Source organism: Maritimibacter dapengensis (assembly GCF_019218265.1).
Classification (GTDB): domain Bacteria; phylum Pseudomonadota; class Alphaproteobacteria; order Rhodobacterales; family Rhodobacteraceae; genus Maritimibacter; species Maritimibacter dapengensis.
In genome coordinates, this window is record NZ_JAHUZE010000002.1 from 283,130 (window position 1) to 297,822 (window position 14,693).

The window sequence follows — 14,693 nt, forward strand, 5'->3', positions numbered from 1 at the left end:
TGCCGGATGGTCACGGCAAGAGGTGGAGCCAGACCCAGATCGTCAGGAGAGACGAGGCGGTCGCTGCAAGCACGGCGGTCGCAGCGACGCGCTTGCCGACCCCGTAAAGGCTTGCAAAGAGAAACGCGTTCACGCCCGGTGCCATCGAGGCGGTCAGGACGGCGGACCTCAATTGCTCGGTCGTGAGGTTCAGCATCTGGCCAAGCCCCCATGTCACGGCGGGATGCAGGACGAGCGATACCGCCATGATCCACAGCACGACCCGGAAATCGCCCTCGGGCCGGTAGGTGCGGAGCACGCCGCCAAGCCCGAACAGCGCAGCGGGCAGCGATGCGCCGGCCACGAGGTTCACCGCGTCGCGGACCGGGAGCGGCAGGGTGAGCCCCGACAGGTTCACCGCGAGCCCGAGCGCGATGGCGATGACGAGCGGATTGCGCGTCATGGTGCGGGCGACCTGTTTCAGCGGTCTCAGGATGCCGCCGCCGCCGGAGCGCACGATCTCCATGGCTGTGACGCCGACGAGGTAGCAGAACGGCGCGTGGATCGAGATGATCGCGAAATTCGATGCCAGCGCGCCCGAGCCATAGGCGCGTTCGGTGATCGGCAAACCCAGAAGAACACCGTTGGAAAACAGCGTTGCAAACCCGATGGCGACCGAATCCGGCCAGGGGCGCCCGAAGAGGAAACGCGCACCCAGAAGGCCGGACGCAAAGCCGATGGATGCGCCGGTGTAGAACGAAATGAACAGGTCGGGGTCGAAAGTGTCGCCGATCTCGATCTGCGACATCGCGCGGAACAGGAGCACCGGAACCGCGAAATTCTGTGCGAAAGTCATCAACCCATCGACCGCACGTTCGTTCAGGCCGAGCTTCCAACTGGAGAGGTATCCGAACCCGATCACCAGAAAGACCGGCAGGATGACCTCGATCAGCGCAGACATCAGCTCTCGACGGTCAGGGACAGCCCGTCATGGGCCGGGATGATGTGATCGGGCGTCTCGGCATCGACGGTCGCATAGTCGATGTCGATATGCATGTTCGTCAGGATACCTTTTGCCGCCCCGGACCTTTCGATCCATTCAAGCGAACGTTCGAGATGCGCATGGGTCGGATGCGGCTTGTAGCGCAGCGCATCGAGGATGAACGTGTCGATCCCTGCCAGCGCCTCCCACGCTTCGTCGGTCATGTCGGAGACGTCGGGCAGGTAGGCGACATCGCCCACGCGAAAACCAAGCGCATCTATGCTGCCGTGTTCGACTTCGAAGGGCGTAAAGGCGATGGGTCCGCCTGCGCCGTCGATCTCGAATGGGCCGTCGATGGTGAACATGTCGAGAATGGGCGGATAGCTCGACCCGGCGGGTTGCACGAAGGCATAGCCGAACCGCGACAGGAGCGCGTCCTGCGTGGCACCGTCGGCCCAGACGGGAAGGCGCGCGCGCATGTTGAACACGATCATCCGAAGGTCGTCGATGCCGTGAACATGGTCGGCGTGACTGTGGGTGAAGATCACCGCGTCAAGCTCGCCCACCTCGGCATCCAGAAGCTGCTGGCGCAGGTCGGGCGACGTGTCGATCAGGACGCGTGTGACGCCGCCCGCATCCTCGCGGGTGATGAGGAGCGAGCACCGGCGGCGCACGTTCTTTGGGTTCGTCGGGTCGCAGGCCCCCCAATGCCCGCCAAGGCGCGGGACGCCGCCGGAAGACCCGCAGCCGAGGATCGTGAAACTTGTCCGCGCCATCAGGCGGCCGCCTCGTATTGCGCCGCTTTCCAGAAGAGGCGGTCGAAATTCTCCTGCGTTTGGCGCGCGAAGTCGGCATAGTCCATGCCGAACAATTCGGCCCCGACACGGGCCGTATGGGCGGTGTAGGCCGGCTCGTTCCGCTTGCCGCGATGGGGCGGGGGGGCGAGGTATGGGCTGTCGGTTTCCACCAGAATACGGTCGACCGGCGCATCCGCGAAAATTTCCCGCAGGTCAGACGAGCGCGGGAAAGCGGCGATGCCGGACATCGACAGGTAAAATCCGAGGCCCAATGCGGCCTCCGCCAGAGCACGGCCAGATGAGAAGCAGTGCATCACGCAGGTGTAAGCGCCGTTCGCATGTTCTTCGGAAAGGATGCGGGCCATATCCTCATCCGCGTCGCGGGCATGGATGATGAGGGGCAATCCGGTCTCGCGCGCGGCAGCGATGTGGATGCGCAGGCTTTCCTGCTGCGCCGCTGCGCTTTCGGCTGTGTAATGATAATCCAGCCCGCTTTCCCCGATGCCCACAAGTTTCGGGTGCTCGGCCAGCGCGACGAGTTCCTCAACCGTCGCCATCGGTTCATCCGCTACGCTCATCGGATGCGTCGCGGCGGCGAAGAAAATATTGTCGTAGGTTTCCGCGATCTGGCGCACCTGGGGCACGTTTTTCAGCTTGGTCGCGATGGACACCATCCGGGACACGCCGGCGTCGCGGGCATTGGCGACGATCTCGTCCAACTGGCCCTCGAAGTCCGGGAAATCGAGGTGGCAATGGCTGTCAGTGATCTGGGGTATTTCGGTCATGCTGCCCGTTTCGATGCGGTCTCGTTGATCCTGAAAACCATATCGAGGATGAGCGCGGCAGGGTCAAGGTTGACCGCCCGACCATGCGCGGCGCGGGCCGAAATCTCCTGCGCGGCTGTTGCCCAGGCGCGCGCGGCATGGGCATCCGGCGACATCCGGGCGGCTAGGGCGGCCTCTCCGGGGGCTGCCTCGATCAGTGGCGGCTGGCCCGCGCCGGTGCGCGCGAGGCGGGTGAGGAAGAGGTCGACGAGGTGCAGGATCAGGTCGTATCGCTGGGCATTCGCTGCGCCTGCGGCGCTACCTGCAAGCGCAATGGCACGTGGTCGGTCGAAACGTGGGCCCTCGAAGATCGAGACCAGATCGGCGTAGATCGCAAGGCCACCTAGCTCGGTGAGCCGCATGGCCTCGCCAACGGAGCCGCCCGCCAATTCGCCGAGTGCCTCGGCATCGGGGCCGGGATCGGCCCCGGCCGCTTCCAGCGCCTGCGCCAACTCCGGCGGAGATAGCGGCGAGAGCCGCAACTCGCGGCATCGTGACCGGATCGTCGGCAGGAGGCGCGAGGGCTGGTGGCTGACAAGCAGGATCGTCGCGCCTTTCGGCGGTTCCTCCAGCATCTTCAGAAGCGCGTTCGCGGCCTGTGTGTTCATCTCGTCCGCCGCATCCACGATCACGACGCGCCGTCCCCCGTCGGAGGCCGACAGGCCGAAGAATTCGCGCAGCTTGCGCACCTCGTTCACGCGGATATCGGCAGACAGGCGGTCGCCCTTGTCGTTCGGCCCGCGGCGCAGGAGAAACAGTCCCGGCTCGGCAAGTTGCATGGAGCGGCGCATGACCGGATGCTCCGGGTCGATGTCGAGCCGCTCGGGCGGCGGGGGTGCGTCGCCGAACAACCCGCCGTCATCGGCCGGTGGCGTGGCCAGGAGGAATCGCGCGATCCGCCAGGCCAGCGTCGCTTTCCCGACCCCGCGCGGCCCGGTGATGAGCCAGCCATGATGCAGCCGCCCGGAGGTGTAAGCATCGAGAAAGCCACGTTCGGCTTTTTCCTGACCGAACAGCCGCTCGGTCTCACGCGGATGCGGAGCGCCTTCGATGCGGTCCGGTTCGGGAAGCTCTGTCAGATCGGCCATGCGCGCAGTCTATGGGGTGGGCGCGCCGGGCGGTAGGGGCGAATTGCACGCGGCGTGCGATGGACGCCCGCGCCGTCCTGCCGTATCAAGTGCGCGCGACCTTGGTCCTTCTGCGATCCACGCATAAGGCCCACGAGAAAGGCTCGACGCCACATTGTTTGCCGGGCGAACCGGGGAGACATCATGAAAAGCCTGTTCCAAAGAAGACGCCCAGATCCTCCCCAGACGCCGGCGGCGCCCGCGCCAAAAACGGCCCGGTCCCGCGCCCGGCCCAGCCCGACATCGGAAGAATTCCTTGGCGCATATTTCGGAGCCGATGACGCCCTGACGATTTTCGACGTCGGCGCCCATCATGGCCAAAGCGCCCGGAAATACGCAGGGATGTTCCCGAACGCGAAGATCTATTCGTTCGAGCCGTTCCCGGAGAGCTTCGCCATCCTGTCGGCGCTCGAAATCGACCGCCTGACCCCGGTCGACCTTGGCCTATCGAGCGAGGAGCGGACCGAAACCTTCCAAGTGAACGCCGGAAGCGCCACCAACTCGCTCCTGCCGCTCAGCGAAAACGCCAAGACCACGTGGGGTGGCAACAAGGGCCTCGAGGCGCTGGAAGAGGTGGCGTGTCGGTTCACCACGCTCGACGCCTTCATGGCGCGAGAAGGGCTCAAGCGCATCGACTTCATGAAACTCGACGTTCAGGGGGCAGAATTCAAAGTCCTCGAAGGGGCGAAGGCAACGCTTGGCGCGCAGCGGATCGGGCTTATCCAGATGGAGATTATCCTGGGCGACACCTACGCCGCACAAAAGCCCTTCTCCTACTACCTAGACCAGCTCGCCCACCACGGCTACCGGCTCCGCATGGTGTCGGACCTCGTGGTCGTCGAAGGTCAACTCGTGCAGATGGATGCCTTTTTCGAGGCATGAGACGGCCCGGGGCGCTCGGTGCGTAAAAGTTTCTTGGTGTGGTGGCGGAGGAGGTGGGAACTTCCGCTCGTAGGTTCTAAATCTTTGTAATCATTTATTTTCAATGGGTTGAAGTGTGAATCGTGTGTGGTAGGTGTGTGTGGCCATGCCCAGATACCTCCAACAAAGAAGACGACGTTGGTATGCGGTGGTTGAGTTCCCCATCGATCTTCGCTCTGCATACGACAAACGTCGGCTAATTAAGTCGCTTGAGACAGAGTCGCTATCTGAGGCGGAGAGACGGGTGCTTCCGGTCGTTTCGAGGTGGAAAGCAGAGTTTCAAGCTCTTCGCTCGGGTTCAACGCTCCCACTGGAGGAACTTGCCGAGCAATGGCGTTCCGATTTCGAAGTGTCTCAAGGCGCCGAACGTGAGACACTCGCTATGGAACTCGCGGAGAAGGCTCGAGAGATAGACAGAACTGACCCAGAAAGTGCCGAGCGGTTCTTCAACACGGTAACAGGCAAAAATACAAATCTGAGTGTTCACATCGACGATTGGGCCGCAAGTCTCCAAGGCACTGCGAAGACCCGTGATATGCAAGTGTCCGATGTCAAACGATTTACAAAATCATTTCCAAATTCTGAGGGCGTGAACCGCCGTGCCGTTCAGAACTGGGTCTTGTCGTTGCAAAGAGAACAAAATCTTCAGCCCGGCACCATCCGTAGGATCGTATCTGCATGTCGAAACTATTGGAGACATCTCGACCGACTTGGTGACATTGCCTCCGACGCGGACCCTTTCAAGGATGTGGCCCCCCGAAAGCCGTCAAGGAAACAAGCAAAAGGGCAGAAAAAATGGGAAGACTTCCAACCCAAACAGGTGGTGGACCTGTATCAAGCAGCACTGTCAAACGGAGACCAGAAACTTGGGCAACTCATCTATCTTGGCATGTGGACTGGATGTCGGATTGAAGAGATTTGTTCTCTGAAGGTCTCGGATGTTGATGAGGACCGATTTCGCATAGGGGACGCTAAGACCGAAGCGGGAGAACGGACAGTTCCAATCCATACGGAGCTGTCGGACATGCTGCGGACACTGTGTCGAACATCCAAGGACGGTTACGTCCTGTGCGGGCTAACTGTGAACAAGTATGATGATAGATCAAACGCCATCGGCAAACGCTTTGGCCGGCTGAAACGCAGTCATGGTTTCGACAGCCACTTTGTGTTCCATAGCATCCGGAAGACGGTAGCAACCATGCTAGAGAATGCAGGAGTGCCAGAGGGTGTTGCTGCGGATATCCTCGGGCACGAGAAGAAAACTATGACCTACGGTCTATACTCGGGCGGGAGTTCATTTGAGCGGATGTCGTCCGCGATCTCTACGCTGCAATACCCATTCTGACTTATGTGCTTCCCCCGAAAAATCGTCTCAATTGGACCGCTCCAAAGGAGCCAAGAGCGCGCACTGACCTTGGCCGAATAGAAGCCGAAAATGGCATGCGGACAGAACGTGACCTCACAAGAAGAGAGCAACTGCGCAAAATTTGCTAGTTCCTCTTCCTCGTTCTGCGATTTTTTTATGGCCTGCGCATGCAATTCGGCAAGCGCAACAAGCCTTCGCAGTCAACAAAATGTAATGGAGGCGACCGCAATGAGCGACCCATCAACAATGCTCCAAAGAGAGAAAATCCGACGGACCATCGAGAAGAAAAACTCACCTCGAACGAGCGTACAAGACTACATTTTCATCGGCAAGCTTCTCAAGAAAATCAAGGATGAGTATTCGTCGGCTCGCGCACGGGGCAGGGTACGACGCGAAAGGTTTCCGGAACTCGACGCCTTCAACGGAGCTGATCTATCGAACTCGATTAGGCTTTATGAGGCGCTTGAAGGCGAACGCGATTTTGATTTGCTTGAAGTCTTAGGCGTTGCGGACATACGAGATTTTCATTCGGGCAATCCGACCGTGATCATTCGAACCTATCGGACCAGGAAGTTCGAACTCGTGGCCGCCGACTGACTTAGCATTCACCACAAACTCAATATGAGCCCTGATGGAGAACCATCGGGGCTTTTTTTCGTGCAGGAACACAGATGAACAGCAACCCAAAAAATGAAACAACCGCGATTTGTCCTTGGTGCGAGACCCCATTTACGAAAAGGCGTAAGGACCAATTCTATTGCACTGCTAAATGCAGAAAAGACAGACACCAATATCATGAAAGAAAATCCAACCCTGTCAACTCTCGCAACAGCAAATCCAAATGGCGTGCAAACCTAGAACTCTTCGACACCTCGGACCGGCTTGGAGAGGATTTCTACGCAACGCTTCCATCTGAGAGGCTTGGATACTTGCGCAACATCATCAATCACGCTCGAACAAAGTCAGGGAGAGTACGGAACGTGCTCGCGAACTTGTACCTTCTGAACGACTGTGAAAACAAAAAACGATATAGGCATGGCTCTCGCTTCGCATATCCGAACATTACGCAAGTTTGCGAAAGTTACTGTAGACGGTTCTGGGGGAGCTCGGTTCGTGACGTGGTCTTGGGGCGAGCGACCGAGCCCGAGTCGGGCGAGATCCTTTGAACGCGTCTTCACCATGTTTAGAGGGATTGTCTTGAAGAGGTTCCAAAGGAACGCGTGAACGTACATCTTACAATATCGGAGGCATCCAAAAAAACAATAATAACAACTAATAAACCCCCCACATTTTTGAAGTGGCTTTTTCAGACCCCCGGCCCCTTTGGAAAGAAAAAATTCTTTCTAGGCGTGCCGCCATAAGGGGCCAGATAACCTGCCAATAGACCTTGCCCATGTGTCAGCCCTCCGAACGTGGCGCAATTCCTGCCAGATGGATTGGTTTATGCTTTTGGCAGACGACCTGTCTCTGAATCTTAAAATCTATTGGCAGATAGGAGGTCAAAATGCTGATTGGATATGCCAGAACTTCGACCCTTGAACAAAAAGCATCCATAGAGGCCCAAAGAGAGACTCTCAGTGCCGTCGGGTGCGAAAAGGTATGGGAAGAGCAAGTGAGCTCAGTTGGGGCCAGAGAGGCGCTCACAGACGCTCTGAGCTTCACTCGGGAAGGCGACACCCTCGTGGTGACGAAACTAGATCGCCTTGCTCGTTCCGTTCGGCATCTCGGAGAGGTGGTGGACCACCTAGAAGCCAAGGGTGTCAATCTGAGGGTGCTGGATATCTCTCTGGATACATCGACGGCCACGGGGAAACTCATGATGAACGTCTTGGGGTCAGTGGCTCAATTTGAACGGGAGATGATGCTTGAGCGGCAACGTGAAGGGATCGCAAAGGCCAAGGTGAACGGTCGCTACAAAGGGAGGAAGCCGACAGCGAGAGCCAAGAAGGCAGAGATTGACCAAATGATCTCACAGGGCCATACGAAGCGAGAGGTAGCATTGGCGCTGGGCGTTTCTGAGAGGTCAGTCTATCGCGTTTGTTCCGAATGACCCTTGAAAGCTGGGGGCAGAACGAGTTGCTGCTCTCGGCCCAGAGCCAACATTCACATGCTTCATCAGTTGAGGCACGCTATTCGACAGCAAAGCAAGCAACGCGTTTAGCCCTGGGTTGGGCAATAGCTGCTAGAAGCCATGTCATTGGATTGATTTCAAAGCAGCCAACCCCTGCCCCAAGTGGCGGCGAAGTACTGGCTCTATCGAGCATACTAGGCTTAGCTGCCCTTCTAGGGTGGGCGCATCCTCCTTGCTTACTTGCAGGCAGAGCTCATTGACCCATCCTCCAATGAAATCCATCCACGTCTCAGTCGCAGTAAAGGCACCCGCAGATACGAATGCGACCAACAGCTCGTCTGGGTACCAAGAGCCAGACTCCTCACGGTATACCCTTGCTATTGCGCGAACGCTACTTGCAAGGTCGGCGTTCCTCAGCCGCCCTGCGGCTGCCGCTAGCTCTTGAATGAGGCCCATACGCTGGGCAGTGGTCAACTGATCAGCAAAGCGAAAATTGCTTTTTCGTATGACCTCAACAGCACGGTCCGCCTTGTCGGCATCCACATTAAAAAGACCTGTCGCATAACTGAGCAACGCTACGCTTTCCGAGGTGAGCTTACCAAGCGACAAAACTTGGTCTAATTCAGCCTCAATTTCCTGCGGAATATTGTTGCGAGGGGAGGATTCGGCGCCCTCGATCGGGCCGGGAAAAAAGCTTCTGACCGATCGAGCTTTGTTCAACTCACTCGAGGGGTCTCGTGTCGCAAGGATATCGCGCAATGGACCTTCTGGGATGCTCTCTCTGTAGAGCTCAGCTACATTGAAAAGTCGGCCAAGCAGTTCCTGTTTGAGATGGATTGGATGTACGTCCTCGGGACGCCAGCGTGGCTCTTCCCGCAGGTCAAGGAGATTGCGAAAAAGAAAGGCTTGCGTGTGAGCGTGCATAGCCCAATTGCAAAAACTTTCTACATCCACTCTGTCTGCAGCTTCCCGCGCTAGAAGAGATGCGTGTGCAAAAGTCGCGATGCGCCTTTGAAATGGTTTCAAATGATGAAGTGTTTGGTTTCTGCAGACTTCGCTTTCGACGAGAACAATCATTGCTGTCAAAAGATGCAGTTGGCTCGAATTGTCTGTGGGGTCTAGAGAAACGATTTGGCGAACAATATCCACCAACGCTCCTTCAAGCTGCGGGGATTTGGACGAAATGGATAGCGAGGCTTCTACAACTCCCACCTTTGAGAAAAGGTCACCGTAGTCGCGGGCCCACAATGCCAAGGATAGAAACTGCTCCACTTCCAAACCAGAGTCAGCAATTTGCGCCGAAACTAAAGGATGGGTACACAACAGGAGCGCAACATGGGCTTCTCGTGCCCCATCGCATGAAAGCAAACCAGCCATCAAAGCAGGTAAAACCTCTTCCGAAAAGATCTGAAAAGACTCGCTCCCACCCTCACCAATCAGATACTCAAAATACGCGAGCTCACTTGGGACCAAATCCTCTGCACGAACCTCTGCTTTATTTGCGCTCTGTCGCAGTGCTCTACTGAATGGCAACGGTGCAAGGGTAATCTTCTCTGACAGTTCCTCGATTTCTTTCTCAGTCAGCGGGCGCTCGTCTAGTTTATCACGCCATTCTTGCATCGAGTTTACCGGAAAACCGTTTTCATTCAGAACTTCGTCAAATTCCCGCAGGCGTTCCTGTCGATCTGGAAGAAGCCCAAAGAACTCTGAAAAAATGAATGTACCGGTATCACTAGTGATTTTCAGCAGGGGCCGTTCGCGTTCGCGCTGCTCGCGACTGACAATCCAAGTTTTCTTGGATTTATCCTTAATCTCAATCTGCGGCGACTGCTTCGCTAGAGCCTTTTTTGCAAACTCGAAGAACTCAAGGCGAGCAAAGGTTGTCTCTTTTCCAAAAACAATTTGCTCTTCAGCATCTAGGCCAATCTGATTTCTAAAGTCGCGGTCTTCAACTAGCTCTCGGCGCAAGAAGAAGGGCAGAAGCCCCAATGCGATCGACTTTTCCTGTGATGAATTGAGAGGTGGCAACGCTTTCTCAACCATCACTAAACCCACCGTCATCCACGTAAGAACCAATCATGTTCCTGAGGCTGTTCTTTAGCCACTCATGAATGGTCGGGTCTTCTCTACGTAGTGGTTCGAACACTTCTTCCTCTAACCAATTTCCAAACCTTTCGGCGGCATCACTTCCAGCTATTTCGGAATAGCGAAGCGCCATACTATTGCAGACTATAGCCCAGCCAAATTGCGCAAGCCCTGACCCGTCGTTTTCGGTTATCGACCCTGCCCAATTTCTGATATCGAGCAAGTTGAGCAGCCAGCGAGAGAACGCTCGTGATGTTTCGTCTGGAACCTTAGGTTGCCACTGAGCGATTACCGCAGAAATGAGCGCACTCCTTAGTCCTTCAAACCAATTGTTCTCTTTACGTAGAACTAGCCACCCACGCATTTGGGCAACAAGTAGGTTTTCCCTGAAGGCTTTTAGGTCGGCCGTCTCGACAACTTTCCCGTCCCGAACGATCGCTTTGCTCAAGAGCTCGATCAACTCAGCGGAATCTGTGGGAATCAGGATGTAACCCGCCCTCCGCAATGAAGTACGGCATTGCACTAGTTGCGCTTGGGAGATTGCCCCACGTTGTTTGAGAGAATATAGAACGTCCAAGGAGGTCAGGATCTGAGTATGGCCGTCGCTTCCGTCAATGCGCTCAAACTGGTTCAGGTACCTGTCGTCGCTAACAACAGCATCCACTTTTTCAGCAAGTTGTAGAGCGGAGACATTCGGGTGCTTCTTCAGCTCATCGTCACCGAAAACCTTGTCGACCTTCACTTTTCCGGTTGCGATTCCTTGCGAAAGTGGTGCCCGAACTCCTTCGATGATCCTCGAGAAATCGTCGGCTCGTTCATCTAGTTCAACAAGCGCTCTGGCCTCACTCAACGAGCTCTTGGGCACAAAAACAGAGAACCCGGCATCTGAGAGAAATCTTAGCAAGTTCGTCGTCTGCAAGTACGTCACAGACAAGTCGTCCAACAGCAAACGAGCCCCATCCTCGATCTTTGGTTCGTCTGGCCACCGCTGCTCGGTCCTTTCTAGGAAAACACGAGCAGTTTGCTCGTCATGTTCGACCAACACTCCTAAATCAACGAGCTTGTCTACCAGTGTTTGGCAACTACAGAGCGTGTCCTTAAACTCGCCGAGATCGACGTTTTCATCCATCAACGAACCGGCGCGATGAACCGGTGCACTGCGGACCACTATGGTTTGACCCTCGCCATCTTTCGCACTGGCGGATGTGAGCATTTCTGCCAACTCGAGGTCAACGTTCGTAGATAGATCCGCATCCGGAGACACGGCTGGACGAAACTCCGAAACCTTACCCGACGCTACAGCTGTTAGTAATTCTCTAGCGGCCTTTGTACGACTTGGTTGATGGAAGCCAAGCTTCCTACGCTCATTAAACAACCATTCTAGTGTCGAATGGGGTATATGAACCTCATCAAAGAGATCCAAAACATCCTCAAGCAAATCAAGAAATGCGAGACTTATCAACGCAGTGCTTTCGATGCCGATCTTCGATGGTGCGTCTTGAGGTGACTGGCGTACTCCACTGTATGCCGATACAACCGCGCGTTTTCTCGGGTCAATTTGTTTGGCGTTTGCGACTATCGCTGAAACTTGCATTTCCAGAGATGACCTCCGCAATTCGGAAGCAATTAGCGAAAGCGGCATCTCTGCCTTGCGGAAACGTTCCCACACCGACGACACATGATCGTTCCATGCCGGTTGTTCTTTAACGATTTCGGAAAGTGATTTCTTCTGGATTGGTCCGTCTTCGCCCGATAAAGCTGCGGCCTTCTCAAACCAATCAAATGCGTCAGAAATTCCTTCCAGCCCGGTTTCCATTGCCGTTGCATAGCAGCCCAAAAGGACGTTCGGGTCCTCTTCACCGGAACATGCCGCGGCTTTCAGAAATCCCTCAAGGCGTGGGCTACCCGCTGCCGCAGACAGTTCCGCGATCGCTAGCAGTTCCATTGCCGAACGCTCGTTCCGGTGGATCCATTCGCCTTCTAGATATGCTAACAATTCTTCCCAAAGTCCTGAAGCTACAAGTACGTGCTGATGAAGGTTTCGGTCTGACTGCTCGCTTCGGATCTCTCTCAACTCCGAAACGGCTTCTAGGGCAGCGCCGAAAGCACCATTGCGGAAGTCAAGCCACGCCAATGCAGCTTTCAAAACGGGGGAAGAGCGAGCCAGACTCGGGACTTCATTTAAGACCCCTTGAGTCTCGCCATAATTGCCACTGTCCATCATGAACTGGACGACACGTTCAGCTTCGGCTCTAGACTTTGTTCTCGAAACCAGTGTGCGAGCTAGCTCACAATAGCGCGCTGAGATACCCTGTCTCGCCAAGGCTTGAACCAAGTTTGCCAAGTTGGATGTGCTGGGCTCTTCGTGATATGCTTCCTCCAAATCGGGGATGCCAATGCCCGCTTCGCCTCGATCGACAAGTTGTTCAAGCTTTTGCCTAATGGCAGAATTAAGGGTGCCGGAGTGTTGCTCTAGTAGCTCACGTGCGACAGCGAAATTGCCGACGTGTGCATTGGTCCGAACTTCAAAATCTAGAGTGCTGTCGGAGGTTATAAACCGTTGAATGCTCTCTTTGTTTCGTTCAAAGTAATTGAGAGCGACTTGGGCATCTTCTTTTGATATCGCGACGACGAACCTCGCGATTGATATCTCTGGTTTTCCTTTAGGATACCTTGCCTCTTCACGCACCAATACCTCTTCCAGTTTGGAGTCGTCGATGTTCAGGTCAAAGGAAATTCCAAGCGGAATATAGTGGATGGCTGCGTTATTGTCGCTCAATGCGCTCGCAAGTCTCTTTTCTGCCTCTGGCCGGTTCTCAAGATCGCGCAGCTCTAGCCAAAGGGCGAAGCTACCGTAAACATGGGAAGAGCCCGATTTATACTCTGAGGCGGAGGCTTCAGCTTTCCGAAAGAGCCGACTAGCTAGCTTTCTCTCCTGGATTGACTGTGGATCGTCGGCAAGCGGAAAGTGAGCTGGTTCCAATGGGAGATGCTCGGAGATTGTTCCTCTTAGATCTTCAGGCACTACGCTTAGTAGTCTGGCAATTCCGCCTAGATAATTCAGTATCGGCGTACTTTCGAAGTCCTCGTCCTTTAGCGAGTAGGCGCAATTCTTGGCTTCTGTCCATTGTCCGCATTCGATAAGACAACTCATCAGGATGGCTTTACCGTCAGTATCCAATTGATCAGCTTCGAATCCGGCTTGGCCAAACCATTCGAGCGTTCGTTCTGCGTTGCTTTCATTCAAAACTGCCTGCATTGCGGCCGTGCGGCGAGCTGGAGTTTCCAGTGGACCGAGTTCGTCGAGAACACCAGCCCAGTCACTTTTTTCTCTGAGAACAGCTTTGGCTATTTCTGCATCTTCTGATGTCCCGAGTTGCTCAACTACAGCTAGCGCCTCTTGTGCAGAAGTTTTATCCCCCAACCGCGCAAGCCATCGTGCGCATTTCCCCAAAGCATTAATACGAACTTGATTTGATGCCTGTCTATACTCTCCGCGGAGTAACTTCTTAACAATCAATTGCGAAGATCTCTTTGTTTCTACTCCTGAGAAGAATCGAGCCTTCCTTAACTCGTCCACCTCGGCAGAAACAGTATCGTCCAGTAACTCTAGTGCTTTGCCACTGAGCGCTTGTCCTAAGGAGTGTTCAGCGACTTTACGGTCGAATAAATCATCGAATGCATCTTCGCTGATGACCAAGCGGACCCTGAAGAATCGCTCCCTTACTTGAGGTAAATCGTGAAGAAGTTCGTCAATGTCCGCCGGTCGCAACAGTTCGTAATCGAACTGGTTAAGTCGCGCCGTGACCTTGTCCAAGACGTCTGATGCCTTGAAGTCCTTGAAAGACTTGTACTCGCCTATGACCTCTTCGAGGTAACCTTCAAGCTTGTCATTGTTCTTCTTAAGCCACTTCTTAGGGCTTGAAAACAGTTCCACGGTAGTTGAGGCGGGGTCCGAAGATACGGCTAGCGTATACTTGAAGCAACGGCTTCCATTCAGCAGGTCAGGATCGAGTTCAGAGAATAGGATAAACTTCATTACTTCTCTGAGTGCGGCTGGCGCGCTCATGGGGGAACGGAGGCGTTTGCACTGAACCAGTCCTGCTGCGTCTTCGCCTCTTGTTAGCCAAACATCTCTACCCCGATCTGCCCCCGCAATCATGAGTATGGTGCTGTCGTAGTAATCTGGTTTTGGACTCTGAGCGCGGAATACACTCCACAGAAGAAGCTCAAACTCACTGTCTGACAGTTCGTTTAGCGGCGAACGATATGTACCAGCGTCGATGTCTTCGATCTCAGACACCCCACTGATCTCCTCCAGCACTTGATCTTCTTCAATGAACTTAACCATGACAATCGGAGACTAAACGGATGGTGGCGTGATGCAAATCGCAGTTGAATTTCAGGGCACCTTAGGCCCAAGACGAAGGACGTCTTGGGATTCGAGCACAGGTTTGGTCTTGACAACGCGTCTTTGTAGCGGACCTTTTCGACTAGCGCAGCGAACTTCCGCTTCCCGCCCTTTCGCACCAAGTCCGCTT

10 protein-coding genes are annotated in these 14,693 nt (G+C 55.2%); 4 read left to right on the forward strand and 6 right to left on the reverse strand.

From position 1 onward, the window contains the following. Positions 1 to 10: 10 nt before the first annotated feature. Genes KJP28_RS07685 through KJP28_RS07700 form a run of 4 tightly spaced genes read right to left on the reverse strand, consistent with a single transcriptional unit; the run spans position 11 to position 3,670 of the window. Positions 11 to 940: an AEC family transporter gene (locus KJP28_RS07685; RefSeq protein WP_218391982.1), complete on the reverse strand. Its 930-nt coding sequence runs from the start codon at positions 938 to 940 to the stop codon at positions 11 to 13. Beyond that, on the reverse strand, positions 940 to 1,737 hold the full coding sequence (locus KJP28_RS07690) for an MBL fold metallo-hydrolase (RefSeq protein ID WP_218391983.1): 798 nt from the start codon (positions 1,735 to 1,737) through the stop codon (positions 940 to 942). Before KJP28_RS07690 ends, KJP28_RS07685 begins: the two co-directional genes overlap by 1 nt. Further along, positions 1,737 to 2,543 carry a TatD family hydrolase gene (locus tag KJP28_RS07695; RefSeq protein WP_218391984.1) on the reverse strand — a complete coding sequence of 269 codons (807 nt, stop codon included), beginning with the start codon at positions 2,541 to 2,543 and terminating at the stop codon, positions 1,737 to 1,739. The genes KJP28_RS07690 and KJP28_RS07695 overlap by 1 nt, the downstream gene beginning before the upstream one ends. Beyond that, positions 2,540 to 3,670: a DNA polymerase III subunit delta' gene (locus tag KJP28_RS07700; RefSeq protein WP_218391985.1), complete on the reverse strand. Its 1,131-nt coding sequence runs from the start codon at positions 3,668 to 3,670 to the stop codon at positions 2,540 to 2,542. Before KJP28_RS07700 ends, KJP28_RS07695 begins: the two co-directional genes overlap by 4 nt. Positions 3,671 to 3,853: 183 nt before the next feature. Between KJP28_RS07700 and KJP28_RS07705 the strand changes: the two genes are divergently transcribed. The 4 genes from KJP28_RS07705 to KJP28_RS07720 all read left to right on the forward strand — a co-directional run bounded on the left by KJP28_RS07705 (position 3,854) and on the right by KJP28_RS07720 (position 8,046). Further along, positions 3,854 to 4,591, forward strand: a complete 738-nt coding sequence (locus KJP28_RS07705) for an FkbM family methyltransferase (RefSeq protein WP_218391986.1) — start codon at positions 3,854 to 3,856, stop codon at positions 4,589 to 4,591. Positions 4,592 to 4,736: 145 nt separating this feature from the next. Then, positions 4,737 to 5,975 (forward strand): tyrosine-type recombinase/integrase, encoded by a 1,239-nt coding sequence (locus KJP28_RS07710; protein ID WP_336245315.1) that lies wholly within the window; start codon positions 4,737 to 4,739, stop codon positions 5,973 to 5,975. A 249-nt stretch (positions 5,976 to 6,224) separates the two neighbouring features. Next, positions 6,225 to 6,593: a hypothetical protein gene (locus tag KJP28_RS07715; RefSeq protein WP_218391988.1), complete on the forward strand. Its 369-nt coding sequence runs from the start codon at positions 6,225 to 6,227 to the stop codon at positions 6,591 to 6,593. A 907-nt stretch (positions 6,594 to 7,500) separates the two neighbouring features. After that, the gene (locus tag KJP28_RS07720) at positions 7,501 to 8,046 is read left to right on the forward strand and encodes a recombinase family protein (RefSeq protein WP_218391989.1); all 546 of its coding nucleotides are present in this window, start codon (positions 7,501 to 7,503) and stop codon (positions 8,044 to 8,046) included. 144 nt (positions 8,047 to 8,190) lie between these two features. Here the strand turns inward: KJP28_RS07720 and KJP28_RS07725 are convergent, their stop codons facing one another. Both KJP28_RS07725 and KJP28_RS07730 read right to left on the reverse strand, forming a co-directional pair. Beyond that, entirely contained in the window at positions 8,191 to 10,110 is a 1,920-nt protein-coding gene (locus KJP28_RS07725; RefSeq protein ID WP_218391990.1) for a hypothetical protein, read from the reverse strand. Continuing rightward, complete coding sequence (locus KJP28_RS07730) at positions 10,103 to 14,503, reverse strand: HTH domain-containing protein (RefSeq protein WP_218391991.1); 4,401 nt, start codon at positions 14,501 to 14,503, stop codon at positions 10,103 to 10,105. The genes KJP28_RS07725 and KJP28_RS07730 overlap by 8 nt, the downstream gene beginning before the upstream one ends. Positions 14,504 to 14,693 lie beyond the last annotated feature (190 nt).

Excerpts from the sequence above, each read along its gene's own strand:
- KJP28_RS07690 (WP_218391983.1), bottom strand. The coding sequence starts at position 1,737 with ATGGCGCGGACAAGTTTCACGATCCTCGGCTGCGGGTCTTCCGGCGGC.
- KJP28_RS07710 (WP_336245315.1), top strand. The coding sequence starts at position 4,737 with ATGCCCAGATACCTCCAACAAAGAAGACGACGTTGGTATGCGGTGGTT.
- KJP28_RS07685 (WP_218391982.1), bottom strand. The coding sequence starts at position 940 with ATGTCTGCGCTGATCGAGGTCATCCTGCCGGTCTTTCTGGTGATCGGG.
- KJP28_RS07705 (WP_218391986.1), top strand. The coding sequence starts at position 3,854 with ATGAAAAGCCTGTTCCAAAGAAGACGCCCAGATCCTCCCCAGACGCCG.
- KJP28_RS07700 (WP_218391985.1), bottom strand. The coding sequence starts at position 3,670 with ATGGCCGATCTGACAGAGCTTCCCGAACCGGACCGCATCGAAGGCGCT.
- KJP28_RS07720 (WP_218391989.1), top strand. The coding sequence starts at position 7,501 with ATGCTGATTGGATATGCCAGAACTTCGACCCTTGAACAAAAAGCATCC.
- KJP28_RS07725 (WP_218391990.1), bottom strand. The coding sequence starts at position 10,110 with ATGGTTGAGAAAGCGTTGCCACCTCTCAATTCATCACAGGAAAAGTCG.
- KJP28_RS07715 (WP_218391988.1), top strand. The coding sequence starts at position 6,225 with ATGAGCGACCCATCAACAATGCTCCAAAGAGAGAAAATCCGACGGACC.
- KJP28_RS07695 (WP_218391984.1), bottom strand. The coding sequence starts at position 2,543 with ATGACCGAAATACCCCAGATCACTGACAGCCATTGCCACCTCGATTTC.
- KJP28_RS07730 (WP_218391991.1), bottom strand. The coding sequence starts at position 14,503 with ATGGTTAAGTTCATTGAAGAAGATCAAGTGCTGGAGGAGATCAGTGGG.